The organism is Variovorax sp. VNK109 (assembly GCF_049445855.1).
Lineage (GTDB): Bacteria > Pseudomonadota > Gammaproteobacteria > Burkholderiales > Burkholderiaceae_C > JAGOCV01.
Genome location: NZ_JBMSDV010000001.1, coordinates 207,174 through 231,706, shown reverse-complemented (window position 1 = coordinate 231,706; position 24,533 = coordinate 207,174). Strand labels below are relative to the sequence as shown.

19 protein-coding genes and 1 tRNA gene are annotated in these 24,533 nt (G+C 64.3%); 10 read left to right on the top strand and 10 right to left on the bottom strand.

Going from position 1 to position 24,533, the window contains the following annotated elements:
• The first annotated feature begins 154 nt into the window (after positions 1-154).
• The gene (locus tag ACO2Q9_RS01075) at positions 155-3,799 is read left to right on the top strand and encodes a DUF748 domain-containing protein (protein WP_423307429.1); all 3,645 of its coding nucleotides are present in this window, start codon (positions 155-157) and stop codon (positions 3,797-3,799) included.
• A gap of 122 nt (positions 3,800-3,921) precedes the next feature.
• The gene (locus ACO2Q9_RS01070) at positions 3,922-6,693 is read left to right on the top strand and encodes a DUF349 domain-containing protein (protein WP_423307427.1); all 2,772 of its coding nucleotides are present in this window, start codon (positions 3,922-3,924) and stop codon (positions 6,691-6,693) included.
• Here the strand turns inward: ACO2Q9_RS01070 and ACO2Q9_RS01065 are convergent.
• From ACO2Q9_RS01065 to ACO2Q9_RS01045, 5 genes are all read right to left on the bottom strand, one after another.
• Complete coding sequence (locus ACO2Q9_RS01065; protein ID WP_423307425.1) at positions 6,671-7,480, bottom strand: zinc-dependent peptidase; 810 nt, start codon at positions 7,478-7,480, stop codon at positions 6,671-6,673. The two genes, ACO2Q9_RS01070 and ACO2Q9_RS01065, sit on opposite strands and share 23 nt — an antisense overlap.
• 3 nt (positions 7,481-7,483) lie before the next feature.
• Positions 7,484-8,272 (bottom strand): UDP-2,3-diacylglucosamine diphosphatase, encoded by a 789-nt coding sequence (locus ACO2Q9_RS01060; RefSeq protein ID WP_423307423.1) that lies wholly within the window; start codon positions 8,270-8,272, stop codon positions 7,484-7,486.
• Between the two features lie 57 nt (positions 8,273-8,329).
• Positions 8,330-8,836, bottom strand: coding sequence for a peptidylprolyl isomerase (locus tag ACO2Q9_RS01055; RefSeq protein ID WP_423307421.1), 507 nt, complete (start codon positions 8,834-8,836; stop codon positions 8,330-8,332).
• 16 nt (positions 8,837-8,852) lie between these two features.
• A complete protein-coding gene (locus ACO2Q9_RS01050; RefSeq protein WP_423307419.1) occupies positions 8,853-9,575 on the bottom strand; it encodes a peptidylprolyl isomerase in 723 nt (240 codons plus the stop codon).
• Positions 9,576-9,680: 105 nt separating this feature from the next.
• Positions 9,681-10,250: a tetratricopeptide repeat protein gene (locus ACO2Q9_RS01045; RefSeq protein ID WP_423307417.1), complete on the bottom strand. Its 570-nt coding sequence runs from the start codon at positions 10,248-10,250 to the stop codon at positions 9,681-9,683.
• A gap of 115 nt (positions 10,251-10,365) precedes the next feature.
• On the opposite strand from ACO2Q9_RS01045, the gene cysS reads away from it, so the two are divergent.
• The 6 genes from cysS (at position 10,366) to ACO2Q9_RS01015 (ending at position 15,875) form a co-directional block, all read left to right on the top strand.
• The gene (cysS, locus tag ACO2Q9_RS01040) at positions 10,366-11,739 is read left to right on the top strand and encodes a cysteine--tRNA ligase (protein WP_423307415.1); all 1,374 of its coding nucleotides are present in this window, start codon (positions 10,366-10,368) and stop codon (positions 11,737-11,739) included.
• Position 11,740: 1 nt separating this feature from the next.
• Positions 11,741-12,385 (top strand): DNA-3-methyladenine glycosylase family protein, encoded by a 645-nt coding sequence (locus tag ACO2Q9_RS01035; RefSeq protein WP_423307413.1) that lies wholly within the window; start codon positions 11,741-11,743, stop codon positions 12,383-12,385.
• Positions 12,386-12,449: 64 nt separating this feature from the next.
• Positions 12,450-13,427 (top strand): acetyl-CoA carboxylase carboxyltransferase subunit alpha, encoded by a 978-nt coding sequence (locus ACO2Q9_RS01030; RefSeq protein WP_423307411.1) that lies wholly within the window; start codon positions 12,450-12,452, stop codon positions 13,425-13,427.
• Positions 13,428-13,476: 49 nt separating this feature from the next.
• Positions 13,477-14,376, top strand: a complete 900-nt coding sequence (tilS, locus tag ACO2Q9_RS01025; protein ID WP_423309870.1) for a tRNA lysidine(34) synthetase TilS — start codon at positions 13,477-13,479, stop codon at positions 14,374-14,376.
• A 125-nt stretch (positions 14,377-14,501) separates the two neighbouring features.
• Positions 14,502-15,770 carry an aspartate kinase gene (locus tag ACO2Q9_RS01020; RefSeq protein WP_423307409.1) on the top strand — a complete coding sequence of 423 codons (1,269 nt, stop codon included), beginning with the start codon at positions 14,502-14,504 and terminating at the stop codon, positions 15,768-15,770.
• Positions 15,771-15,782: 12 nt separating this feature from the next.
• Positions 15,783-15,875 (top strand) — tRNA-Ser (locus ACO2Q9_RS01015).
• 297 nt (positions 15,876-16,172) lie between these two features.
• Here ACO2Q9_RS01015 and ACO2Q9_RS01010 read toward each other — a convergent pair.
• The gene (locus tag ACO2Q9_RS01010) at positions 16,173-17,309 is read right to left on the bottom strand and encodes a sensor histidine kinase (protein WP_423307407.1); all 1,137 of its coding nucleotides are present in this window, start codon (positions 17,307-17,309) and stop codon (positions 16,173-16,175) included.
• A complete protein-coding gene (locus ACO2Q9_RS01005; RefSeq protein WP_423307405.1) occupies positions 17,302-20,631 on the bottom strand; it encodes a PAS domain-containing protein in 3,330 nt (1,109 codons plus the stop codon). The genes ACO2Q9_RS01010 and ACO2Q9_RS01005 overlap by 8 nt, the downstream gene beginning before the upstream one ends.
• 207 nt (positions 20,632-20,838) lie before the next feature.
• Between ACO2Q9_RS01005 and ACO2Q9_RS01000 the strand changes: the two genes are divergently transcribed.
• Positions 20,839-21,204 carry an Hpt domain-containing protein gene (locus ACO2Q9_RS01000; protein WP_423307403.1) on the top strand — a complete coding sequence of 122 codons (366 nt, stop codon included), beginning with the start codon at positions 20,839-20,841 and terminating at the stop codon, positions 21,202-21,204.
• A gap of 59 nt (positions 21,205-21,263) precedes the next feature.
• A complete protein-coding gene (locus ACO2Q9_RS00995; RefSeq protein ID WP_423307401.1) occupies positions 21,264-21,887 on the top strand; it encodes a response regulator in 624 nt (207 codons plus the stop codon).
• Positions 21,888-21,974: 87 nt separating this feature from the next.
• Here ACO2Q9_RS00995 and ACO2Q9_RS00990 read toward each other — a convergent pair whose 3' ends face one another.
• From ACO2Q9_RS00990 to ACO2Q9_RS00980, 3 genes are read right to left on the bottom strand one after another with little or no spacing between them, the layout of a single operon-like run.
• Positions 21,975-23,039, bottom strand: a complete 1,065-nt coding sequence (locus tag ACO2Q9_RS00990) for a protein-glutamate methylesterase/protein-glutamine glutaminase (RefSeq protein ID WP_423307399.1) — start codon at positions 23,037-23,039, stop codon at positions 21,975-21,977.
• 10 nt (positions 23,040-23,049) lie between these two features.
• On the bottom strand, positions 23,050-23,655 hold the full coding sequence (gene cheD / locus ACO2Q9_RS00985) for a chemoreceptor glutamine deamidase CheD (protein ID WP_423309868.1): 606 nt from the start codon (positions 23,653-23,655) through the stop codon (positions 23,050-23,052).
• Between the two features lie 14 nt (positions 23,656-23,669).
• Entirely contained in the window at positions 23,670-24,533 is an 864-nt protein-coding gene (locus ACO2Q9_RS00980; protein WP_423307397.1) for a CheR family methyltransferase, read from the bottom strand.

Below are 24,533 nucleotides of genomic sequence, written 5' to 3'. Positions count from 1 at the left end.
ATGGGCCTTCGCGTCAGCCGTCGAGCCCGACCATCCGGCTGAAGGCCAGGTGGCCGGGCTTTCTTCTTTCTGGTCGATCCGGGGTACCCGGTCCCGCCTCTCAATGGCTGACTTCGGTTGACCTCGTGTTGCCCGGCGATGGACACTTCCACGCATGAGCAACATGGCGCAGATTCTCGGCAGGAAATGGGTGCGAAAGGTGCTGTGGGCCGTGTTGGGCCTGCTTGCGATCTGGGCCGTGGCGTGGGTCGCCGTGCCCCCGCTGGTCAAGTCCCAATTGCAGAAGCAGGCCAGTCTGGCGCTGGGGCGCGATGTCACGGTAGGCGAGGTTGATTTCCGTCCATGGTCGCTCGAGTTGACACTGCGGCAACTGAGCATCGCCGGTGCGGAGGGTGCGCCGCCCCAGTTGACGGTGCAACGTATCTATATAGATGGTGAGCTGCAGTCCCTGCTTCGGCTGGCGCCGGTCGTCGACGCGGTTCAGGTCGATGAGCCGCTCGTGCGCCTTCGCCATCTGGGCGCGGGGCGCTACGACATCGACGATGTGCTGCAGAAGCTGTCGGGCGGCGTCGAGCCGGAAAAGCCTGCCGACCCGCTTCGCTTTGCGCTCTACAACCTGGCCATCCAGGGGGGCTCCCTGGATTTCCAGGACGACAGCGTCGGCAAGACGCACGCGCTGCGGGATTTCGCGCTGGGCGTGCCGTTCCTGAGCAATCTGCCATCGCAGCGCGAGGTGAAAGTGCTCCCCCGCCTTGCTTTTTCCCTCAACGGAAGCCGCTTCGACTCCACGGCCGAGGGCACGCCGTTCGACGAAACGCGCAAAACGGATGCGGCATTCCGGTTGAATGGCTTCGATCTGTCGCCCTATCTGGCCTATCTTCCGGCTTCTCTTCCTGTCCGGCTCAAAACCGCTTCGGTGGATGCCGACATGAAGGTCTACTTCGAACAAGTGCCCCAGATGGCCGTGCGCCTGAGCGGCACCGTCCAGATCTCCGGTCTCAAGTTGACGGACAGGCAGGACGCGCCCTTGCTCGATTTCCGCAGCCTGCGGATCGGGCTGGCCGACGTGCGCCCGCTGGAACGCTCGGTCAAGCTGTCCGAGCTCGTGCTCGACACGCCGGAGCTGGCGGTAACCCGTGGAGCGGGTGGGCAGGTCAATCTGGTGGAGATCGCCACGCCGCCAAAGCCGGCTGAGGCGAAAAGTGCGCCTACTGCGGTGGCCGTTCCGGACACGGCAACTCCCGGTCCGGCCTGGCGTGTCGAACTCGCCAGGCTCTCGGTCCAGGGAGCCACCGTCAAATGGCACGACGCGACCCTGCGACCTGCAGCAGATCTGGCGCTGACGGATTTCGGCATGGAAGCCAATGCTGTCGCGTGGCCGGCCAGCCAGCCGATCCCGTTCAGCGGCGCCGGCAAACTCGCCCAGAGCCAGATTTCATTCAAGGGAGAGGCGACGGCTGACGCCGCGCAGCTGGACGCGCAACTCGACGGCTTGTCGCTTCAGGTCGTCGCGCCATATCTGCGCCCGTTCATCGAGCCCACCTTGTCCGGCACGCTCAGTGCGCAAACCCGGGTGGCGTGGAAACCCGACGGCCTGCAGATCGCCGTGCCTGCCGCGTCGATTGCCAATGTGGCGCTGGCGAATGGCAAGACGCAACTCGCCGGGCTCGGCAAGCTGGAGGTTGCCGACGTGCAGGCCGACTTGGCAAAGCAGACTCTTGCCGTCGGCCGCCTTGGAATCACCCAGCCCAGGCTGCGTGTCGAGCGTGATGCCGACGGTGTCTGGATGTATGAACGATGGCTGCGGAGCACGACACCAGCCGGCGCATCTTCCGCGGAAAGCTCCAAGCCTTGGGCCGTGACGCTGGCCGAATTCAGCCTTGAGGGTGGCGCCGTGTCGTTTGCCGACCGTTTTGCCGCGCGCTCTTCCCGCAGGCCGGTTGCGCTGGAGGTCTCCGCGCTCAAGCTGCTGGCCCGCAACGTCGCGCCTGACACCGCGCGTGCCGCGCAGGTGAACATGTCGGCGCGCATCGCGACGCCCCGCAGCGAGCCGGGTCGTGTGGATTTCCGTGGCACCGTGGCCCCTCGACCGCTGGTCGCGCAAGGTCGACTCGAGGCCGTTGCCGTGCCGGCTCATGCTTTCGCGGCCTATCTCCAGCAGTTCCTGAACATCGAGCTGCTGCGTGCGGATGCGAGCTTCCGCGGACAAGTCCGGTTCGCGCAGATGCCGGCAGGTCCGGCCGTCCAGGTGTCGGGCGATACGTCGCTGGAAGATTTCCGTGCGAACACGGTGCCGCTGGCGCAGGTGGCTGGAGCGCCGGCCGGTTTCAGCATCAGCGAAGAGCTGCTCAGCTGGAAAGCGTTGAGCCTGCGCGGACTGGAGGTGGCCATGGCACCGGGCACCATGACGCGCGTCAATGTGCGCGAAACAACGCTGGCCGATTTCTATGCGCGCGTGACGATCAATCCGGACGGGCGCATCAACCTGCAGGATCTGGTGAGGCACGACCCGCCATCTGCGGGCCAGCCAGCGACTGCCTCGGCAAGCGCCACAGCAACCGCGCCGGTTGCAGAAGGCCCGCCGGCCGACATCCGCTTCGGCCCGATCTCGCTGGTGAATGGCCGCGTGCTGTTCTCCGACTATTTCGTCCGGCCCAACTACAGCGCCAACCTCAGTGAGCTCACGGGTCGCCTGGGCGCGTTCTCATCGCTGGCGCCGCAAGGCGAGCCGGAGCTGGCGGATCTCGAACTCCGGGGCCGTGCGGAAGGCACGGCTTCACTGGAGATCACCGGCAAGCTCAACCCGCTCGCGAAGCCGCTCGCGCTCGATGTTCGCGGCAAGGTGCGCGACCTCGAGCTCTCGCCGTTGTCGCCTTACAGCATCAAGTACGCCGGGCATGGCATCGAGCGCGGCAAGCTGAGCGTGGACGTCGCCTACAAGGTGCAGCCCGATGGCCAACTCACGGCGAGCAACAAACTCGTGCTCAATCAGCTGACTTTCAGCGAGCCGGTGCCCGGCGCGCCCAACAGCCTGCCGGTGAAGCTGGCGGTGGCGCTGCTGGCGGATCGCAATGGCGTGATCGACATCGACCTGCCCATCAGCGGTTCGCTCAACGACCCGCAGTTCAGCCTGGGGCCCGTGATCTTCAAGGTCATCGTCAACCTGATCGTGAAGGCCATCACCTCGCCCTTCAGCTTGCTGGCCGGCGCATTCGGCGGAGGAGGCGACGAGTTGAGCGCGATCACGTTCCCCGCGGGCACGTCAGAAGTGACGCCACAGTCGCAGCAGAGTCTGGACAAGATCGCCAAGGCACTGGCCGACCGTCCCGCACTCCGCATGACGGTGGTCGGCGCCGCCAACCTCGACGCCGAGCGTGACGCTTTCAAGCGCGACAGGTTGCGCCAGCTGGTGCAGGCTGAAAAGCGGCGCGTCATGGTGCTCGGGGGGCAGAGCGCGTCGGGCACAGTCACCGTCAGCGATGCGGAATACCCGGCGTTGCTGCGCGCGGTCTATCGCCGCGCCGACATGCCGAAGCCGCGAAATCTCGTCGGCATGATGAAAGAGCTGCCGCAGGACGAAATGGAAAGCCTGCTTCTGGCAAGCATTCCCGTCACGCCGGACCTGATGCGGGAGCTCGCTGTCCAGCGCGGCGTGGCCGTGAAGGACTACCTGGCTTCCAGGCAGATTCCGGCTGAGCGGCTGTTCCTCGGCGCACCTGCGTTGCCTGCCGTTGCGGCCACAACGGCCGCCGAAGGTGCATGGCGGCCCCGCGCGGAGCTCAGCCTGGCGACACGTTAGCGGCAGGGTCAGCGTTTATTCCCGGGTCGCCGCCGAAAATAGCGGCGAAAATAGGGGGACAAGGCGCGGCCACCGGCAAACGGTGGTCAGCAGCACGTCGTTGGAATAAAAAAGCAGATCGCATGTTTCCTTTTCAGTCCCGTAAACCATCGCCCGAAGCAGTTCCCGTGAGCCAGCAGTCCCCCAAACCCCAGGAAGCCCATCCTCTCGACGCCACCACGGGTGGCGCGTTTTCTGCGCCCACGGCGGGTGAGCGCGCCTCGCGTGTGCGTGAATGGCTTGCCACCCAGCCCACGCCCGAACTGATGCAGGAAGTCTTCAAGGAGCTGAGTGCGCGCGACAAGGGTGCTGCGCGCCCGGTGCGCGAGAAGCTCGACGAACTGCGCCGTGCCAAGGGTCAGGAAACCATTGCTGCCGAATGGGCCGACAAGGCGCAGGCGCTTCTTGCCCAGACGCGCCTGAACATTGCCGATGCGCTCGCCTGGCAACGCGACGCGGCCAAGGCCGGCGCGCCGCTCAGCCGTGAGCCGCTGGCAGCACTGAAGACGCAATTGGCGGATCGCGTCAAGGCCATTGAAGACTTGCAGCATCGCGTGCAGGTACAGCGTGAAGCCGCCGTGCTGCTCGCGCAACGCATCGAGGTGCTGTCCACCAAGGGCTGGCAGGACGCGCGGGCCGCAGCCGAGACCCTGGGTACGGACGTTGCCGCCTGGCAATCGCAGGCTGATGCACTGCAGGTGGATGCGGGCTGGGCCAGCCTCGATCCGAAGTTCCCGCCCCTGCTCGATGCCTCGCGTGGTCAGCTCCTCGTCGTGTGGGAGGCCTTCTCCGCAGCGCTCGCGTTGGCCGTTGCCGCTGCGTCCGATGCGGCGGCTCCCTTGCCGCCGGTGCCGGTGTGGGCCGACGAATTGCGCGCAGCGCGCGGCGTCGCCCCCGAAGCGGCTCCCAAGACTGCCAAGCCCGCGCGGCCGAAGGTCGACCCGCAAGAGCGCGCGCGTTCGGTGACTGCTGTGCGCGAAGTCCTCACCAGGCTCGAGCAGGAAATCGCCGAAGGCCACGGCAAGGCCAGCGTTGGCGCGGCGTCTGCACTGCGCAATGCGCTCAAGGAACACGGCAAGCTCATCGACGACAAGCTCGAAGCGCAGGCCCATGCCGCGCTGGCAGCAGCCGGTGAACTCGAGGGCTGGCAACGCTGGCGTGCAGACCAGTTGCGCGAGGAGCTCGTCAACAAGGCTGAAGCATTGCTCGTCGAGCCGCGCGTGGGCGGACGCAAGATGCAGGAGACGCTGCGTGGCTTGCGCGAACAATGGAAGCAGATCGACCAGGGCGGCGCGCCGAATCACGCGTTGTGGAAGCGCTTTGACGAAGCGTGCAACGAAGCCCACAAGGTCGTGGAAGCCTGGCTCGACAAGGTGCGCGCCGAATCGGCCGAGCACAAGGCGCAGCGCCTGTCGCTGATCGAAGAGGTCAAGGCCTGGACAACCGCGCAGTCCGCAAACACCGACTGGAAGGCCGTGAACCGCGCCTTGCATCATTTTGCCGAGCGTTGGCGTGAAGCCGGGCATCTGGGTGAAAAGGCTTTCGCAGAACTGCAGCCGCAATGGAAAGAAGCCATTTCTGCAGCGCATGGTCCGCTCGAAGCTGCGCAGAAGGCGAGCCTGCAGCGTCGCCACGCGATGATCGAAGAGGCCACGACGCTGGGTGCCGCGCCGATGTTGCGCATCGACGCGGTGAAGTCGCTGCAGCAGCGCTGGCAGGCCGAGGCGCAAGTGGTGCCGCTGGACCGTCGGCAGGAGCAGAAGCTGTGGGACGCATTCCGCAAGCCCATCGACGACGCTTTCAACCGCAAGACCGCCGAGCGCGAGAAGGCGGCGACGGCGATGAGCGAGCACGATCGCGTGGTGCTGGAGGCGGCGAAGGCTGTCGAGAGTGCCAGCGCGGGCGGTGACGCGCAGCAGATCCGTGCCGCCGTGACCGCGCTGGAAGCGGCGATCCGCAACCAGGCGGCGCAGCAGGCTGTTGCGCCTGGTGCACCCCCCGCGCCTGCGGCGACGGACGCCGATGTCACCACCGCTGCATCGGCTGTCGACGCTGTTCAGGCAAGTGCGGCAGACGAAAGCGCCAAAGCACCTGATGCTGGCGGCACCACAGAATCTGCCGAGGGCGAAGCAACGCCAGTTCCCGCTGCAGCACCCAAGGCGCCGCCGAAGCCGGTGGTCGCCGTGCGTGGTGACGATCGTCCCGGCGCACGCAAGGCTGAGGCACCCACGCCTGCACGTGGCGGACGCCCCGGGGATCGCCGTGACGACCGTCGTGGCGGCGGGGAGCGTCGCTCCGATGACCGTCGTGACGGGGCGCGTGGCCCGGGTGGTTTCGGCGCAGGCCGCGGTGACGACCGCCGTGGCTTTGGCCCGCGAGACGACGCACCGCGCGGCCCGCGCCTGGGCGACGCGGCATTCCGCGCCCAGCGCGACGCGATGGACCGCGCACAGTTTGCACTCAAGAAGCTTGCGGCGCAGGCTCATGGCGAAGCATTGACGCAACTGCTCGACGCATGGTCGCAGCGCAAGCCCGATGCGATCCCGAGCCAGGCGGAGCTGGGTCGTGCGGTGTCCCCGGCGCTGCGCACCGGCTGGACGCAGAGTCTCGGCAGCGCGCCGAAGGGCGACGCTGCGCAAGCGCTGCTGCGCCTCGAAATGGCTGCTGAAGTGCCGACGCCGGCGGAGCACCTCGAGGCGCGCCGTGCGATGCAACTGCAGTTGCTCACACGCCGCAACGATCCGCCGCCGGCGCAGACCTGGGGCCAGGACGTGGCGGCCGTGCTGGCTTCTGCGCACGACGACGCCAGCGCGCGACGTTTGCAGAACGCGCTCAAGGCGCTGCTGCGTCGCTGAGCTGGCTGTTGGCGTTTCCGAAGAATTCGTCGAACATCGGCACGAGCTTCGGGAACGACGCATCGAACTGCGCCCGGTTCACGAAGTACGCCTCGCAGCACACGGCGAAGAACTCGTCGATGGCGGTGGCTCCGTAGGAATCCAGCCAAGGCCAGCTGCCGCCGAATCGCTCTGCAATGATGACTTCTTCGCGGAAGCGGTCGTATTCCGTGGTGAGCGTCGCCAGCCAGTTCACACGCGCCTGCTGGACGCTCGCAGCGCCCATGAAACGCGCGGTGAGCGGCGGACAGCCGTCGTTGTCGCCGTCACGCATGTCGATCTTGTGTGCGAACTCGTGGATGATCACGTTGTAGCCCTGCGGCGCGGTATCTGCGGACTCCGCGACGGCCTGCATGCTCAGCATCACCGGTCCACCGTCCATCGCTTCGCCTGACAGCACTTCGTCGTACTGATGCACAACGCCTGCCTCGTCGACCTGTGAGCGGCGTGCGACGGCGTCGCCCGGATGCACGACGATGCCAACGAAATCGTCATACCAGTGAAGGCCCAGGTTGAGCACGGGCAACACCGCCTGCGCGGCTATCGCGACCGCCATTTCGTCGGTGACCGTCACGCCGTGCACGCCGGTGAATTCCTTGCTGGCGAGGAATTCTTCCGACAGCGCGCGCATGCGTTGCTGCTCATCGACTGTGCGCCGCGCCAGGAAAGGGTGTGCGGCGATGACGGAGTTCCACAGGCCATCGGGGATGGGGCGTGCCTTGGCGCGTCTGCGCAGCCAGCCGAACACCGCTCAGGCCTCCGGTGACAGGCTGCCGAGCGCAATGCGCTGCAGTCCGTCAGCGCTCAGGCGCATCACCTCCAGCCTCTGCGGCTTCGCATCAGCTTCCCAGTCGCTCAACACCACGCGACGCATGCCCTGGCCCAGGGGGTGTTCGGCAGGCTTGTGCGTGTGACCATGGATCAGGGTGCTGGCGTTCGCCGCGCTGAGCCACCGCCGGGCTTCTCCGGCATCGACATCGGCGTACGTCGCGCCACTGCGCTTTCGCGCTTCGCTTTGCGCACGCAGTTCGCGCCCGACCGCCTGCCGCTGTTGCAGCGGCTGTGCGAGAAACTGGTTGCGCCATGCGTCGTTGCGCACCTGTGCACGGAACGCCATGTAGTCGTGGTCATCGAGACACAGTGCGTCCCCGTGCGTCAGCAGCCAGCGCTGGCCGGCAAACAGCAGCACGGTCGGGTCCTGCAGCAGTGCGAATCCGCCGGCGGCGGCCATCGTGTCGCCGAGCAGGAAGTCGCGGTTGCCGTGCATGAAGAAGAGCTCGCGCGTGTGCGCTGCTTCCTGCAGCACCTGCGCGCATTCGTGCTCGAAGCTGCCGGGTTGCGCGGCATCGTCCCCGACCCAGACCTCGAAGAGATCGCCCAGGATGAAGATCGCGTTTGCCGGCGATTGCGCCATATAGCGCTTCCATGCCGCGACCGTTGCCGGCTCGGCCGCTTGCAGGTGAAGGTCGGAGATGAAGTCCACCGCGCGCCATGACGCCGGCGCTTCGAGGAGAGGGGGGTGTTGCGCGGCGTCAATCATGAACGTGTTCATGAATGAGCCGCGACATCGGGGCGCAGTGCCGTCACCCGCCGTGCGTCAGATTGCGACGGCCTTGTCGATGACCACGTCTTCGTTCGGCACGTCGTCGTGGAAGCCCTTGCGGCCGGTTTTCACGCCCTTGATCTTGTCCACCACTTCCGTGCCGGAGACGACCTTGCCGAACACCGCATAGCCCCAGCCCTGGATGGAGGGCGCCGTGTGGTTCAGGAAGCCGTTGTCGGACACGTTGATGAAGAACTGCGCGGACGCCGAATGCGGTGCCTGCGTGCGGGCCATGGCCACGGTGTAGTTGTCGTTCTTCAGGCCGTTGTTGGCCTCGTTCTCGATCGGCGCATCGGTCGGCTTCTGGTTCATGCCGGGTTCGAAACCGCCGCCCTGCACCATGAAGCCGGGGATCACACGGTGGAAGATCGTGTTGTCGTAGTGGCCCTTGTTCACATAGGCCAGGAAGTTGGCCGTGCTCTTGGGCGCCTTGTCTGCGTCGAGTTCGAGGGTGATGACGCCGTGGTTGCGGATGTGCAGTTCGACTTTCGGGTTGCTCATGGTGGCTCTCTTTTCGTTATTTCAGCAGGGTGGCTGAACGGATGACGACGGGCGTCCTGGGCACGTCGGAGGGGAAGGGACCGCCCGCGCCTGTAGGCGTGTCCTTGATCTTGTTGACGACGTCCATGCCGCTGACGATGCGGCCAAACACGGTGTAACCGTACAGCTGCGGTGCGGCCAGCAGGTTCGCGCGCGGTGTGTTTTCATACACGCGACCCTGGTATTCGAAGCGCGGCACCGGGTCGCCCGGCGGGATCGGCGTCGGGTCGAGGAAGGCATTGTCCTTGACGTTCACGAAGAACTGGGCCGACGCAGAGTTCGGGTCGTTGGTGCGCGCCATGGCGACAGTGCCGACCTCGTTGCGCAGGCCGGCAGCCAGCGATTCGCGGCCTTCGTGCATCACGGGCGGCCGCGTCTTCTTCTCGGTGTACGACGCGTCATAGCCGCCACCCTGGATCATGAAGTTGCCGATGACGCGGTGGAAAACCGTGCCGTCGTAGTGCTTGTCGCTCACGTACTGCAGGAAGTTGGCGACCGTCTTGGGCGCCTTGTCGGGATAGACCTCCATCACGAACTCGCCGGCGCTGGTGACGAACTTCACGCGCGGTGCCTTGGCCTGTGCGAATGCGGGCGATGCAGCCATCGGCAAGGCGAGCGCGAGTGCGGCCACGGCCAGCAGCGCGCGGCGGCCGGTGCTGCGGGCCGTGTCGAAAGATCGGGATGCGGAAGATTGAACCATGCGTATGCCTCGTGTATGCCTCGTTGGGCGGAGTGAACGATACGGACGAATTGGGTCAAGCCCGCTTCGTCCTTCAGGCAGAAGCCTCGACAGGCCTCGAAAGCGTTATTTCCTGGCGGCGGTGCGCGACGGCGGATTGAGCACGCTACGCACAGCTGTGAGTTTCGCAGGCAGCGCGGTGCTGCTCGTATCCAGCTGTAAAGCCTTGTTGTACGACTGGCTGGCCAGACGCGCATACACGTCACCCAGATTTTCGTGTGCCACGGCGTAGTTGGGGTTGATGCGCACGGCCATTTCGAGCGCGGCGCGCGCCTTGTCCAGCTGGTTCTGCTGCGCATACAGCGCTGCCAGGTTGTTGTAGGGCTCGGGCAGCTCGGGGTAGTCCTGCGTGAGCGCCTGGAACGCATTCACCGCATCGACCGGGCGGCCCATTTCGGTGAGGATGACGCCTTTCAGGAAGCGCATCTGCGGATCGCGCGACTTGCTCGCGAGGAACATGTCTGCCTTGTTCAGCGCCTCGGAATACTTGCCGGACTTGAGCAACTGGTTGACGTCGCCGTATTCATCTGCATGAACGGCACCCGTCCACAGCAGCGCGCAAACCGCGAGTGCTGCGCCGAGACGGCGCACGGAAACCGGTGTGGAGGTAACCGACGGAACACATGCTTGCTTCATAAAGCCTCTTTGCTCTGGTGCGGTGACAAGCCCGAACAGGGGGCTATATACTGCGGCGGATTGTAGCCGAGGGGGTACGACCTCCTGCACGGCATCCCCCGTTTCCCTACCGTTCATGACCCTGCGCATCTACAACACGCTCACGCGTGCCATGGAGGACTTTTCACCGTTGGAGCCGGGGCATGTGCGCATGTATGTGTGCGGCATGACCGTGTACGACTATTGCCATCTCGGCCATGCGCGTTCCATGATCGCATTCGACGTGGTTCAGCGCTGGCTCCGGCTCTCGGGCCTGCGCGTCACCTACGTGCGCAACATCACCGACATCGACGACAAGATCATCCGCCGCGCTGTGGAGAACGGCGAGTCCATCCGCTCGCTGACCAACCGTATGGTGCAGGCACTGCATGCCGATGCCGACGCGCTGGGCATCGAGCGGCCCACGCACGAGCCGCGCGCCACCGAGTTCGTCCCGCAGATGCTGGACATGATCGGCAGGCTCGAGAAGAACGGACTGGCCTATCGCGTGGACAGCGGCGACGTGAACTACCCCGTGCGCAAATTCAAGGGCTACGGCAAGCTCAGCGGCAAGTCGCTCGACGAACTGCATGCGGGCGAACGCGTGGCCGTGCTCGACGGCAAGGAAGACCCCCTGGACTTCGTGCTCTGGAAGAGCGCCAAGCCCACCGAGCCCGACGAGGTGAAGTGGCCGAGCCAGTTCGGCCCGGGCCGCCCTGGCTGGCACATCGAATGCTCGGCCATGAGTTGCGAATTGCTCGGTGAGAGCTTCGACATCCATGGCGGCGGCGCCGACCTGCAGTTCCCCCACCACGAAAACGAGATCGCCCAGAGCGAAGGGGCCAGTGGCCGGCAACTGGCACGCACCTGGATGCACAACGGCTTCATCAACGTGGACAACGAGAAGATGTCCAAGAGCCTGGGCAACTTCTTCACCATCCGCGACGTGCTGAAAGAGTTCGACGCGGAGACCATCCGTTTCTTCGTCGTGCGTGCGCACTACCGCAGTCCACTGAACTACAGCGACGTGCACCTCGCCGACGCACGGGCCGCGCTCAAGCGCCTGTACACGGCGCTCGATTCGGTGCGTCCTGCCGTGGTCACCATCAACTGGATGGACCCCTACGCCGCACGCTTCAAGGCTGCGATGGACGAGGACTTCGGCACGCCCGACGCCGTGGCCGTGCTGTTCGAACTCGCGACCGAAGTGAACAAGAGCGCCTCGCCGCAACTGTCGGGCCTGCTGCGCGCGCTCGGCGGCTGCCTGGGCATCCTGCAGGGCGACCCGAAAGCATTTCTCCAGGCCGGTGCAGGCCTGGACGAAGCGGCAATCCGCAAGCAGATCGACCTGCGTGTCGCAGCCAAGCAGGCGAAGGATTTTGCCGAGGCCGACCGCATCCGCAAGGCATTGCTGGAGCAGGGCGTGGTCCTGAAGGACTCACCAACCGGCACGACCTGGGAGCGCGGCTGACATGGCGGGTGCGAAGGAGCCGGTTCTCGTCGTCCCCGACTACTGGGAGGAGGCCTGCCGCCACCTCATGAAGAAGGACCGGGTGATGAAGCGCCTGATCCCCGAGTTCGGCGACGCCTGCCTGCAGTCGCGCGGCGATGCGTTCACCACGCTGGCACGCAGCATCGTGGGCCAGCAGATTTCGGTGAAGGCCGCGCAGGCGGTGTGGGACAGGTTCGCCAGGCTGCCGCGCCGCATGACGCCGTCTGCCGTGCTCAAGCTCAAGGTGGACGACATGCGGGCCGCCGGTCTGTCGGCCCGCAAGATCGAGTACCTGGTGGACCTCGCGTTGCATTTCGACAGCGGGGCCATCCACGTCAGCCAGTGGAACGCGATGGACGACGAAGCCATCATTGCCGAACTGGTGGCCATCCGCGGCATCGGCCGCTGGACGGCGGAGATGTTCCTCATCTTCCACCTGATGCGGCCCAACGTGCTGCCACTGGACGATGTCGGCTTGATCAGCGGTATCAGCAAGAGCTACTTTTCGGGTGATCCGGTCAGCCGCAGCGATGCCCGCGAAGTGGCCGAAGCCTGGCAACCGTACTGCAGCGTGGCAACTTGGTATATTTGGCGGTCGCTCGACCCGTTGCCGGTGGCTTACTGAGCAGTGTGCGAGCAGGGGGTGCCAGCGGATGGCCGCAGCGTCCCAGAGCCCAGGAGAAACGTCGTTGGCCAAGAAAACATTCCTCGACTTCGAGCAGCCCATCGCTGAACTCGAAGCCAAGATCGAAGAGCTGCGCTACGTCCAGAACGAATCGGCGGTGGACATCTCGGAAGAGATCGACCAGCTCGCCAAGAAGAGCCAGCAGCTCACGAAAGACATCTACAGCGACCTCTCGCCGTGGCAGATCACCAAGATCGCACGCCATGCCGAGCGTCCTTACACGCTGGACTACATCCACGAAATCTTCACTGACTTCGTCGAGATGCACGGCGACCGCCATTTCGCCGATGACCTGTCCATCGTCGGCGGCCTCGCGCGCTTCAACGGCAACGCCTGCATGGTGCTCGGTCACCAGAAGGGGCGCGACACGAAGGAGCGCGGTCTGCGCAATTTCGGCATGAGCAAGCCCGAGGGCTACCGCAAGGCGTTGCGGCTCATGAAGACGGCCGAGAAGTTCAAGCTGCCTGTGTTCACCTTTGTCGACACGCCCGGCGCATACCCCGGCATCGACGCCGAGGAGCGTGGCCAGTCCGAAGCCATCGGCCGCAACATCTTCGAGATGGCGCAGCTCGAAGTGCCGATCATCACCACCATCATCGGCGAAGGCGGCTCCGGCGGCGCGTTGGCGATCAGCGTGGCGGATCAGGTCCTGATGCTGCAGTACTCTGTCTATTCCGTCATCAGCCCTGAAGGCTGTGCGTCCATCCTCTGGAAGACCAGCGAGAAAGCCCAGGAGGCTGCCGAGGCGCTGGGCATCACGGCGCACCGCCTCAAGGCGTTGGGTCTGGTGGACAAGATCGTGAACGAGCCGGTAGGCGGTGCCCATCGCGACCACAAGCAGATGGCGGCCTTCCTCAAGCGCGCGCTGGGCGACGCCTGGCGTCAGGTGACCGACCTGAAGACGCGCGAACTGCTCGAGCGGCGCTACGAACGCCTGCAGAGCTATGGCCGCTTCACCGACACCAAGGCCGAAATCAGGTAACCCCTGCGCGCAGGCCCTGTCGGTCTGGCAGGGCTCTGTGGCGCTGCCCATGCCGCTGGCCGTCGCGTACAGCGGCGGCGCTGATTCCACCGCCTTGTTGCTGGCTGCTGCTGCCTTGTGGCCTGGTCAGGTGTCGGCGCTGCACGTCAACCATCAACTGCAACCGGCAGCGAACGGTTTCGAGTCGCATGCGCGTGAATTCTGTGCTGCCCATGGCATTGCCTTTCACGCCGAGCGCGTCGATGCGCGGCATGCGACCGGTGAAAGCCCCGAAGAGGCCGCACGCATTGCCCGCTACACGGCGCTCTCCCGTCTTGCGTTGCAGGCCAACGCAACCGGGGTGCTGCTGGCCCAGCATGCAGACGACCAAGTGGAAACATTGCTGCTGGCGTTGAGCCGCGGCGCAGGACTGCCGGGTCTTGCATCCATGGCACCGTCGTTCGAGCGGCACGGGGTGCAATTCCACCGGCCTTTGCTGGGCGTACGCGCTGCAGACATCCGCGACTGGTTGCGGAAAGAGGACGTTGCGTACATCGACGATCCGACCAACACCAACATTGCATTCACGCGCAACCGCATCCGTGCACGGCTGCTCCCCGTACTGGAAGAAGTCTTTCCGCAGTTCCGCGACACGTTCGTGCGGTCGGCGCGGCACGCGGCGCAGGCGCAGCAACTGCTCGCGGCGCTGGCGCAGGACGATCTGCGTAGCGTGGGCGACCCGCCGCGCATTGCCGGCTTGCGCCAGCTTCCGCGCGAGCGGCAGGCCAATCTGTTGCGGCACTGGTTGCGCGCGCGCCATCAGTGCGGTGCCAGCGCAGCGCAGATGGAAGAGCTGCTCGACCAGATCGATGCCTGCACCACGCGAGGACACCGCATCCACATCCGGCTCGGCCCCGGGTTCGCCCAGCGCGAAGGCGATATTCTGGCTTGGTACAATCAACCGGTTTGACCGGATCCACCCGGCCGGCCCGTACCGCGGGCGCTGGCTCAGGGGCCGCCTCGGGGCCAGGCAGCATCACCGCCTTTGCCCACCAGGTTTTCAAGCTTCTTTCATTCTCCATTTCCATTTTCCCGATGGCATTGATCGTTCATAAATACGGCGGCACGTCGATGGGCTCGACCGAGCGCATCCGCAATGTCGCCAAGCGTGTCGCCAAGTGGGTGCGTGCCGGCCACCAGATGGTGGTGGTGCCCAGCGCCATGAGCGGCGAAACCAACCGCCTGCTCGGCCTGGCCAAGGAACTCGCACCCGCCAAACCTGGTGACGCCTACGGCCGCGAACTCGACATGCTGGCTTCCACCGGCGAGCAGGCCTCGTCGGCCTTGCTGGCCATTGCGCTGCAGGCCGAAGGGCTGCAGTCGGTCAGCTACGCCGGCTGGCAGGTTCCCATCAAGACCAACAAGGCCTACACGAAGGCACGCATCGAAAGCATCGACGACGTGCGCGTGCGTGCCGACCTCGCGGCCGGGCGCGTGGTCATCATCACCGGCTTCCAGGGCGTGGACGATGAGGGCAACATCACCACGCTGGGCCGCGGCGGCAGCGATACCTCGGCAGTGGCCGTGGCCGCTGCGATGAAGGCGCACGAGTGCCTGATCTACACCGACGTCGATGGCGTCTACACGACCGACCCGCGCGTCGTGCCCGAAGCGCGCCGCCTGTCCACCGTGAGCTTCGAGGAAATGCTGGAAATGGCATCACTCGGCTCCAAGGTGCTGCAGATCCGCTCGGTGGAATTCGCAGGCAAGTACAAGGTGCCGCTGCGCGTGCTGTCCAGCTTCACCGAATGGGACATCGACATTGACGCGGAAGCCAAGTCCGGCACCCTGATCACTTTTGAGGAAGACGAAAAGATGGAACAAGCCGTCGTATCCGGTATCGCGTTCACCCGCGACGAAGCCAAAATCTCCGTGCTGGGCGTGCCCGACAAGCCGGGCATCGCGTACCAGATCCTCGGCGCAGTGGCAGATGCCAACGTCGAAGTCGATGTGATCATCCAGAACATCAGCAAGGACGGCAAGACTGACTTCAGCTTCACTGTCAGCCGCAACGACTATGCCAAGGCCGTTGACCTGCTCAAGGACAAGGTGCTGCCCGCACTCGGTGCGGCCGAGGTTGTCGGCGACACCAAGATCTGCAAGGTCAGCATCGTCGGCATCGGCATGCGCAGCCACGTGGGCATCGCCAGCAAGATGTTCCGCGCGCTGTCGGAAGAGGGCATCAACATCCAGATGATCTCCACCTCCGAGATCAAGACCTCCGTCGTCATCGACGAGAAGTACCTGGAGCTGGCCGTGCGCACCCTGCACAAGGCTTTCGATCTCGAGCAGGCTCAGGCATAATCACGCCTTTCAGGAAACGTGACCGAGAGGCCGAAGGTGCTCCCCTGCTAAGGGAGTATGCGGTGTAGAGCCGCATCGAGGGTTCGAATCCCTCCGTTTCCGCCATCCAGTCCTTTGATTTCAAAGGACTTTTTTTAGAAGCCGCTTCGAGATGCAAATTCTTGGTGCGGCTTTTCTCTTTGACCGAACGATTCCTGCGCGAGTCCCTTTGCAACGATGGCTTGCGATTTGTGCTGTTGGAGACGCGAGCACATGGGGTCTGGAGCTCGCCACCGTTCATGGAAGACGCATCAGCCGGAAACGCAGTAGATGCGCGGATGAAGTAGAGCGGCGGTTCCAGAAAATCGGGCTTCAGGTGCGATGAGTACGTGTCGCGAAAACCGGACCGGACGCGCCCTGCTCCTACTCGTGCGCTCCGGACAGCGTGAAGCGGAAACAAGCGCCTTGCCCTGGGGATGACTCTGCGTGAATCGTTCCTCCATGCCTGGCGATGATCCGAGCCACGATGGACAGCCCAAGGCCGACACCGGCGAATTCGGATTGCGGGTGCAGGCGCTGGAAGGGCTCGAAGATTTCATTGGCCCGGGCCGAATCGAATCCCGTACCGTTGTCACGCACAAAGAACGTGTGTGGAGACGTGGCGGAATCCCAACCGAGTTGCACCCGTGGCTGTGTGACTTTGGAAGAAAACTTGCAGGCATTGGACATGAGGTTCACCAGCACCTGCCGCAGCAACGTCGCATCCGCCTGGACTGCCGGTAGTTCTGGATCGATATCGAATGTGGCCCCATGGTCCAGGCTCGCTTCGCGGAGGAAGCTGACGATGTCATTTCCCATCGCCGACAGGTCGACGGCGTGCCTGTCGATCGCGGTGCGTCCCAAACGGGAAAGCAGAAGCAGGCCTTCGATCAGTTCGCCCATCTGTTTGACGCTGCTGCGGATGCGGCTCAGGAAATGCAGGCTCCTTTCGTCCGATTGCGTTGTCTCCCTGGCCTCCAGTAATCGGCTGAAACCATCGATGGCTTGCAGCGGAGCGCGGAGATCGTGCGAAACGGAATGCGCGAAGCTGTTCAGATCGGCGTTGGCCTGGCGCAGTTCGTCCATTTGTGTGCGAACGGTTGCTTCAAGCTCGGCTTTCACGCGCCGCAAATGACGAATCTCCAGCGCACGCTCGATCACTGGCATGGCTATTGAGAGGCGAAGGGGCTTTTCCAGGTAGTCCACAGCACCGGCGCGCATGGCTTGCACTGCGTTGTCCACGCTTGCGTGCCCCGTGATCATGACGCACGCAAGATCAGGGTCGATGACCAGCGCGCGGCGCACGAGTTCCATGCCGTCGATGCCCGGCATCGAAAGATCGCAGAGCAACAGATCCCAGGTCTGCGGCCTGAGCAAGGCCAATGCTTCTCCTGCATCGGTGCGGCCTTCGACCTGCAAGCCCCGTACCTCCAGCACGTCGCAGAGCGATCGCAACACCGCCGGCTCGTCGTCGACGACCAGGACCCGGGGTGGGGGCCGTGCGGTCTCGATCTCAAGCATCGACGTCTCCTTTCCGATCCGGCACCAGATCGGCCAGCGCACCACGCAAGATGGCAAGTTTGGGTGGCTTGTTCAGCACGCGATCGACATTCGGGGGCAGCGTCCCATCGTCGATCAGGCGCTGGCCCCAGCCGGTCAGCAGGATGACGGGCAAAGCGGGTGCGAGCTGCTTGGCCGCCGCGGCCACTTCATAGCCGCCCATCCCGGGCATCCCCAGATCCGTGATGACGGCGTCGAAGTTGCGACCATCCGGCGCGAGGCTTTCCTGCAGGTGCGCGATGCCCTCGGGTCCGCTCCCCGCGCACATCGCTTCGTGCTCGTCCACCTCCAGGAGCGCGGCGATGGACTGCTGAAGCAGCGGATCGTCGTCGATGACCAGGATACGCAGTACCCGTGCGTGCCGCACCTGCTCCGCGGGGCTGGGCGCGGGCAAATCCGTGCCCGCCGCAGCGAAAACGAGGCGCACCGTCGTGCCTTGGCCCGGTGCGCTCCTTATCTCGATGTCCGCCTCGTTGCGTTGGGCAATTCCATACACCATGGCGAGCCCGAGACCGGTGCCGCGCTGCCCCTTGGTGGTGAAGAACGGCTCCAGACAACGCCGGCGCGTCTCCTCGTCCATGCCGATGCCGCTGTCGATGACTTCGACATAAGCGCCTGCATGACCTCGTGAATGTTCCTGGGCTCCACATCTCAACCTGAGTGATCCGCCGTGAGGCATCGCATCGACGGCATTCAGTACAAGATTGACGAGCGCCTCGCGCACCTCGGTGGCCACGGCGAGCGCCGGGGGGGTGTCTCCGGCGACCTCGGTGTGCAGCACGATCGATTGCCCCGCTTGCAATGCCTGATCGCTCCAGCGCGCGCGGGTGAGTTCCGCGACCTGCCGCATCGTCTCACTGAGATCGACGGCTGCGCGCGCGTCCTCGGTATCCGTTCGGTAGAACTCCCGCATGCGAGCGACAGTCGCTGCCACATCGTCGACGGAGCGGGCAATGATCTGCAGCTGGGAGCGAGCCCGTTCGCTCAGCCCGCGCTCCGTTTCCAGGAGCGACTCAACATAGACCGACACTGGCGAGATGGCATTGTTGATGTCGTGCGCGATGCCACTTGCCATCTGGCCGAGCGCGCTCAGGCGCTCCTGCTGCAACACCGCTTGCTGCGTCATGCGCAATTCCTCATAGGCACGGCGCAGATCCGTATAGAGGCGCGTGTGCACAGATGCCAGTGCCACATGGCTGCTGAGCTGACGGAGGAACTCACAATCGTTACTGCCGAATCCCTCCGTGGCATCACGGGCAGTTATAAGCATCCCGAACACTCGGGAGTCAGACATCAGGGGCGAAAGCACCACGCTGCCAAAGCCCGCGCCGGCCAGACGCCGGGGAAATTCATGGGCATTGCGGGTGAGTTCGGGTTCATACACCAGTTGCCCTCCGATGCACCGTGAAAGCCCGTTGTCGCCGATCGGCAAGCGGCTGCCGGTTGCCAGACCCATGGCTTGCGCGCGAGCCTGGCCGAGTTGGCCCACTGTCATCACCTCGAGCATTCCCGGCTCGTCACTGAGGTGGCAAACGCAGGCCAGACCCAGTGAAAACCTTTCTTCCAACGTATTGCACAGCGTGTGGTACAGGCTGCCCAAGTCTTCACGTTCGCCGATCCGCTGAGTGATCTGGTCCAGAAGGTTCAACCGTTCGAGCTGGGCGCGCTGGCGTGATTCGAGACGTTTGCGTTCTGTGATATCGGTGGACACACCAAAAACGCCCGTGACGAGGCCTTCGTCGTCCCGCAGCGGTGATTTGACGGAAATGTAGGTGTGCTCACCGTCGTCCTGCGGAATGGATTCTTCCCGGAGCACGGGCTGTGGCGAGCGCGCAACCTCTTCGTCGATCTGGCGGATCACTACCGCAGCCTCGGCCGGGACGATGTCGAAATCGGTCTTCCCGATCACCTGATCGCGCTCGAGACGGAAGACTTGCAGGAACCGCTCATTCACCAGCACGAAGCGGCCATCGAGGTCCTTGACGTAAATCACCGCCGCCGTGTTGTCGATGATGGCATGCAGCAGCCTCTCGTTCTCGCGGACCATGTCCTGGGCATCGACAAGGCGCTCACCTTCCTGCTGCAATCGGATCACGGTCATATCAAGTTCGGCAGTTCGCTCTTGCACGCGGCGCTCGAGCGCTGCATTTGCCTCCCGCAAGGCGCTTTCCTGAGTCTGGATGCGGTCGGCCATCGTGTTGAACGCCTCAGCCAGTTCGCCGAGTTCGTCACCCTGCTTCACAGGTGCCCGCGCGCCCGGGTCCGAGGCAAGTCTCAAGGTCGCGTTCCGCAGGTCGCGCAGCGGACCGATCAGCCCCGTCGCAAAGAGCGCCGCGGCCATTGCGACGATGGTCACGATGGCCAGGGAGAGCAGTATTTTTTCCCGTGCAACCTGCGCCGCCTGCGCCTCCACCACCTGCTGCGGCACCATGTAGAAAATGGTCCATGGAACCGCGGACAGTCGCCGCGCGACACCGTAATTCTGCAAGCCATTGGAAGGGGAAAGTCCTTCGAACCAGGCGTGATCCGGCGACGCGCTGCGCGATCGGGCGAACTGGTCAGGGAAGGGCAGGACGTCCTCAAGCAACTCCCGGGTGCGAGTGCCAAAGCGTGCCTCCCGCACAGCCTGGTTGAGTTCCTCCGGGGGCAGTTCGCCCGCCGGGTGGTAGAGGTTCGAGTCGTCCAGGCTGTGTGCGATCCGGATACCTTGCGCATCGAATAGCACGGCGTAGCTGCCGGCCCCGGCAAGTCCTGACGAACTCTTGATGACTGCCCTGAAGGGTTGAGCCCGGACCCAGAGCGCGGTGGCGCAGATGGTCCTTCCTGCAGCATCCTTCACCGGCACGAGGTAGGCCACCGAAGGCACTGCACCACTGTTGGTCGGCGAGACATAGATGCCGTAAATCCGCGACTCGCCTGCCAGCGCCCCACGGACCGCAGAGTAACCACCGAGATCCGCGTCTACCGTTGAGTCGTCGCTCGACGCGATGACGCGTCCGCGCCCATCAATGAGGGCTGCGCCACGGATGTTCGGATCGCTTTCCGGGAAAATCTTCAGGATCTGCGTTGTGCGCTGAACGGACTCGGCGGTGCGCCCCGCGGCGAGACAGGCCTGAACAACATCGGAAAAGCGCGCCACGCGGCTCGTTGCGGTGAGGTATCCCTCGTGGATGCTGTTGAATTCATGGGTGATCTGTTCGGTACGTGCATCCAGCAGGCTCTTGAGGGCGTTGAAGTCATGGGAGCGCGTGTGCGCGACATCCATCCAGGTCGATACCATCATGGGCAAGGCGACGCATACCACCGTGACTACTGCGAGACGCGTACGCAGAGAGGCGTTCCTGAAGCCCGGGAACCTTCCGATACCACCTTTTGCCCCCATACCACCCCTTTCCTCGGCGTCGTCAGCCGGTGCATGCCTTTGTTCTAATGGTCACCTTGAGTCATCATGCGACTTTGCAGATCGTTCCGCAATAGATGGTCAACCCTCATGCCTTTTGAAACGCTCTTAGATACTGCGTTGCCAGTTCTCGACGGCGAAGCATTTGCCGAGTCCGCTCCGAACGCACGCGTGCGTTCGCTGATGGCCGCAGCCTTCGAGCGGCAATTGCCGATGATCGTCGGTGAACTCGAGGCTGGAGCAGGGGAGCAAGTGCCATTTGCCCAGTGGCAGGACGCAGTCCACAAACTGAAGGGCTCTTGCGCCACGCTAGGGGCGCGTCGCCTGGCCGATGTCCTCGCCCGCTGGGAGCAGATGGCGGCTACCAGTACGCCCACCGACAGGCGACGTGCGAATGAATCCCTGCTCCCGGAGCTCGCCAGGCTGTCGGATGAGTTGCGGAAATATTTGAATTAATTGTTTCTGGCGCTTCGACCCATTAAAATCGCGACTCGTCCGGATCTTCGAAGCACAACATGGACAACGATTTTGTCGGTATAGGCGACGCCGCTGCAGCACTTGGCTTGTCCCGCACGTCACTGCAGAAGCTCGTGGATGGTGGCCATCTGGCTGCGGTGAAAACGGCGGGTGGCCATCGGCGCATCGCGAGGGCGTCGCTCGAGGCACTTCAGGCAAGGATGGGCATCACCGCGTTGCGCGGGGCCCGATCGGTGCCTGACGGCGGTACCGGCGGTGCGGTCCATGCGCGTCCCCTCACGCTGCTGCTTGCAGAAGACGACGAAGTCATCATTGCGCAACTCACTGGCATGCTTGCCGAGAACTACCCCTCCGTGCGTGTCGACGTCGCCCGCGATGGTCTCGAGGCCGTACTCCAACTCGAGCGCAACCGACCGTCGATCGTGGTGACTGACTTGCACATGCAGCCCTTTGACGGGTTCCGTCTGATCCAGCTCATCCGCGCAAAGCCGGAGTACCGTGGGGTGGCGATCCTGGCGGTTTCTTCGCTCTCTCCGCGCGAAATCGAAAAGCGCGGCGGGCTGCCTGCCGATGTACTTTTTTACCGCAAGCCGCTTTCGTCAGAGCGGTTACGCGGGTATCTGGATGCATTTGTGCAGCAACAGCAGCTTGCTCTGGAATGAAAATCCGCTGCCATTCGGAGCATTTCACGCTAGGCATCAAAAGCTGATTTGTTGATTCAACTGATTTCGGAATGCGTTCATGCATCTTCAACTGAATGCCTTGAACGGGTCCCGCGGGGATGAGGCCAGCGCCGCAACCACTGCCGGCGCTATGGCATCGAGTGTCAACACGTGTTGTACTGCGCCGCGGTTGATGGCTTCGCGAGGCATGCCGAAAACCACGCAGCTCGCCTCGTCCTGTGCGAATGTCGGGGCGCCTGCCTCGCGCATCGCCACCAGACCCTCTGCGCCATCGCGTCCCATCCCCGTGAGAATCACGCCGACCGCACGCTGGCCTGCATGTCGCGCGACAGAGTGAAAGAGCACGTCCACTGCCGGGCGGTGCCGGTTGACGGGCGCTTCTTCCGATAACGCCGTGCGCCAGCCGGTGGCGCTCCCGATCATCCGCAGATGCGCATGCCCGGGCGCAAGATAGGCGCAGCCAGGCTCCAGTAGCTGACCATCGACGGCTTCGGAAACATTCAGCGCGCACGAGCGATCCAGGCGTTGCGCGAATCCGCGCGTGAAGCCAGCCGGCATGTGCTGCACCATGAGTACCGGGGGACAGTCAGCTGGCAGCCCGATCAGGAAGTCGCGCAGCGCTTCTGTTCCCCCGGTTGAGGCACCTACGGCGATGACGTGCCGCCGCGCGGCGGCGCCCAGCCGTGCGGATGTGGCCGTGGTTGCGGCCCGCGTCGTGGCTGTCCGTGGGCGTGCCTGCGCCGCGACGCGGAGCTTGGAGCAGATGTCCTCGGCGCAGGCATGGAAAGATTCCGCCACGCCCAGGCGCGGCTTGGCCACCACGTCCACGGCGCCCAGCTCCAGGGCCTGCAATGCCATGTCACTGCCACGTTCCGTGAGACTCGAGACCATCACGACCGGCATGGGGCGCAGCCGCATCAGGTGGCCCAGGAATTCGATGCCATCCATGTGGGGCATCTCCACGTCGAGCGTCAGCACGTCGGGAGCCAGGGCCTTGATCTTTTCGCGAGCCACCAGAGGGTCCGGCGCCGTCCCGATGACTTCCATGTCCGGCTGGGACTGGATGATTTCAGTCAGGAGACGGCGCATCAATGCCGAATCATCGATGACGAGGATGCGTGTCTTGCGCATCGGCTGCGACTCAGGCAAACAGTTCGATGTCGCCGCTCACGCGCTGCCCGCTCAACTGGTGACGGTAGTGCTGTTCGCGCGCGAGCAGTTTGCGATGTTCGTCGAGCATCATGCGCTTGACCTTTGCCACGCCGGTGCGCGGGAAATAGGCGACCTTGCGCGGGCAGGAATCCTCGAGGTCGCGCGCGAGGACGCGGATACCTTCTGTCTTCAGGAAGTCGAGCACGAAACGTGCATTGCGCTGGCCTATGTTCATCTGTGTCATCCCGGCGATCACGTGGGCACCCCCGAAAACCTTGGCTTCCAGATGCTGACGGCGCGCGCCCTGCTTGACGAGTTCGTTGATCAGCATTTCCATGGCGTGCACGCCGTAGCGGGCAGATCCGGAATCCTGGCCGGGGACCAGGCTGGCGGCATCGGGCAGCATGAAATGGTTCATTCCCCCGACCCCCGTGGCAGGGTCGCGGATGCAGGCGGCCACACACGAGCCCAGCACGGTCACGATGGCTGCATCGTCACGCAGAACCCGGTACTCGCCCGGCAGGACCTTGCAGGCGGGTGCCCCCAACACGGGGTCGAAATAGAACTCTCCGGCCTGACGGCCTTCGCCGGGCATTGCGGACGTGGCGCTCACGGTGCTGCCTTCCTGTAGACGGTGCGGCCACAGGGGCGGATCAGTTGCTGGGCATGGAAGAAGTTTTCCGAATGCCCGGCATACAGCCGCCCGTCGGGCGTGAGCAGGGGCTCCAGCCGCGTGAGCACACGCAATTGCGTGGGTTTGTCGAAATAGATCATGACGTTGCGGCAGAAAATGGCGTCGAAGGGTTGCATGGGGCCCCAGTTGCTGTCCAGAAGGTTCAAAGGCCTGAACTGGATCAACTGCGCCAGCTCCGGGCGCACCCGAACCTTTCCTTCCTGGACACCTTTGCCGCGCAGGAAGAAGCGGCGCAGGCGTTCTGGCGAAAGTGACTCGACGCGGTCGCGGCCGTAGACACCTTGCCGGCCGTGGGCAAGCACCTCGGTGTCGATGTCTGTCGCCAGTATGGTGACGGGTGGCGTCCACGTCGCGAAGGTTTCGCATGCTGTCATCGCCAGTGAGTAGGGCTCTTCACCGGTGGACGCCGCGGCACACCAGATGCGTGCCGGTCCGCGTTCTGCCACGGCGCGGAGCTGGTCCGCCAGCATCGGGAAATGGTGCGCTTCGCGGAAGAACGAGGTGAGGTTGGTGGTCAGCGCATTCGCAAACTGCTCCCACTCGGGACCCTTGCCCGCCTCCAGCGAGTCCAGATACGCGCGAAAGCTCAACGCACCTGTCGCGCGCAGCCGCCTGGCCACGCGGCTGTAAGCCATCTCATATTTGCTCTCAGCCAGATCGATACCTGCGTACCCGTGGATCATGCGGCGAATCCGGTTGAAATCCGCGCGCGAGAAAGCCCATTCGTGCGCGGTTGTGCTCCGCGCGCCGGTTGAATCGAGATCGTCGAGCGCGCGCAT

What these genes read in the sequence shown, in the direction of transcription:
- ACO2Q9_RS01075 (WP_423307429.1), top strand. Translation starts at nt 155, where the DNA reads ATGAGCAACATGGCGCAGATTCTCGGCAGGAAATGGGTGCGAAAGGTG.
- ACO2Q9_RS01070 (WP_423307427.1), top strand. Translation starts at nt 3,922, where the DNA reads ATGTTTCCTTTTCAGTCCCGTAAACCATCGCCCGAAGCAGTTCCCGTG.
- ACO2Q9_RS01060 (WP_423307423.1), bottom strand. Translation starts at nt 8,272, where the DNA reads ATGATTGACGCCGCGCAACACCCCCCTCTCCTCGAAGCGCCGGCGTCA.
- ACO2Q9_RS01055 (WP_423307421.1), bottom strand. Translation starts at nt 8,836, where the DNA reads ATGAGCAACCCGAAAGTCGAACTGCACATCCGCAACCACGGCGTCATC.
- ACO2Q9_RS01050 (WP_423307419.1), bottom strand. Translation starts at nt 9,575, where the DNA reads ATGGTTCAATCTTCCGCATCCCGATCTTTCGACACGGCCCGCAGCACC.
- ACO2Q9_RS01045 (WP_423307417.1), bottom strand. Translation starts at nt 10,250, where the DNA reads ATGAAGCAAGCATGTGTTCCGTCGGTTACCTCCACACCGGTTTCCGTG.
- cysS (WP_423307415.1), top strand. Translation starts at nt 10,366, where the DNA reads ATGACCCTGCGCATCTACAACACGCTCACGCGTGCCATGGAGGACTTT.
- ACO2Q9_RS01035 (WP_423307413.1), top strand. Translation starts at nt 11,741, where the DNA reads ATGGCGGGTGCGAAGGAGCCGGTTCTCGTCGTCCCCGACTACTGGGAG.
- tilS (WP_423309870.1), top strand. Translation starts at nt 13,477, where the DNA reads ATGCCGCTGGCCGTCGCGTACAGCGGCGGCGCTGATTCCACCGCCTTG.
- ACO2Q9_RS01020 (WP_423307409.1), top strand. Translation starts at nt 14,502, where the DNA reads ATGGCATTGATCGTTCATAAATACGGCGGCACGTCGATGGGCTCGACC.
- ACO2Q9_RS01010 (WP_423307407.1), bottom strand. Translation starts at nt 17,309, where the DNA reads ATGCTTGAGATCGAGACCGCACGGCCCCCACCCCGGGTCCTGGTCGTC.
- ACO2Q9_RS01005 (WP_423307405.1), bottom strand. Translation starts at nt 20,631, where the DNA reads ATGATGGTATCGACCTGGATGGATGTCGCGCACACGCGCTCCCATGAC.
- ACO2Q9_RS01000 (WP_423307403.1), top strand. Translation starts at nt 20,839, where the DNA reads ATGCCTTTTGAAACGCTCTTAGATACTGCGTTGCCAGTTCTCGACGGC.
- ACO2Q9_RS00995 (WP_423307401.1), top strand. Translation starts at nt 21,264, where the DNA reads ATGGACAACGATTTTGTCGGTATAGGCGACGCCGCTGCAGCACTTGGC.
- ACO2Q9_RS00990 (WP_423307399.1), bottom strand. Translation starts at nt 23,039, where the DNA reads ATGCGCAAGACACGCATCCTCGTCATCGATGATTCGGCATTGATGCGC.
- cheD (WP_423309868.1), bottom strand. Translation starts at nt 23,655, where the DNA reads ATGCCCGGCGAAGGCCGTCAGGCCGGAGAGTTCTATTTCGACCCCGTG.
- ACO2Q9_RS00980 (WP_423307397.1), bottom strand. Translation starts at nt 24,533, where the DNA reads ATGCGCGCGCTCGACGATCTCGATTCAACCGGCGCGCGGAGCACAACC.